The sequence below is a fragment of the Streptomyces sp. IBSBF 3136 genome (assembly GCF_036815105.1).
Taxonomy (GTDB): domain Bacteria; phylum Actinomycetota; class Actinomycetes; order Streptomycetales; family Streptomycetaceae; genus Streptomyces.
In genome coordinates this window covers 365-1,134 of sequence record NZ_JAJSZC010000462.1, presented here as the reverse complement: position 1 = coordinate 1,134, position 770 = coordinate 365, and the positions used below count along the sequence as shown (strand labels likewise).

General features: G+C 75.3%; 1 pseudogene. It reads right to left on the bottom strand.

Annotation, left to right across the window (positions count from 1 at the left end):
* A pseudogene (locus tag V7E45_RS40205) lies at nucleotides 1–726 on the bottom strand (VWA domain-containing protein); the annotation flags it as partial.
* Nucleotides 727–770 lie beyond the last annotated feature (44 nt).

Genomic DNA, 770 nt, shown 5'->3' with positions numbered 1-770 from the left:
GAACGACTCCGCCTCGGCTTCGCCTTCGGCGGAGTCGTTCCCACCCGCACCGCCCGTGCGGGTCTCGTCGTCGGCTGCGGGTGGCCCCTGTGGGGCGTCCTCGCCGTCGGCGGCCTGCGGCGCCTCGGCCGCTGCCGGCTCCGGCTCGGTCGTTGCCTCGGCAGCGAGCTCAGCGACGGGCTCTGCCGCGGGCTTTGCCTCTGCGCCTGCGTCTGAGTCTGTGTCTGCCTCAGCGCCAGCCTCAGCCTCAGCCTCAGCCACCGGCTCCGGCTCCACAGCCTCGGCCTTGGCGTCAGCCTCAGCCACCGGCTCCGGCTCCGCCGCGGGTTCGGCGACCTCGGTCACCGGCTCAGCCGCCACAGCCACCGGCTCCGGCTCGACGGCCTCGGCCTTGGGCTCCGCCTCGGTCACCGGCTTGACGACCTCGGGCTCGGGCTCCGCCGCGGGCTCGGCGACCTCGGCCACCGGCTCAGCCGCCGGCTCCGGCTCGACGGCCTCGGCCTTGGGCTCCGCCTCTGTCACCGGCTCGACGGCCTCGGGCTCGGGCTCCGCCGCAGCAGCGGGCTTCGCCTCAACCACCGGCTCAGGCTCAGCCGCGGGCGCGACCGTCTCGGCCTCGGGCTTCGGCTCGGTGACCTCCGCCTTGGCGTCTGCCTCGGCTACCAGCTCGGGCTCGACCTCGGCCACTGGCTCGACGACCTCAACCTTGGCGTCTGCCTCAACCACCGGCTCAGGCTCAGCCGCGGGCGCGACCGTCTCGGCCTCGGGCT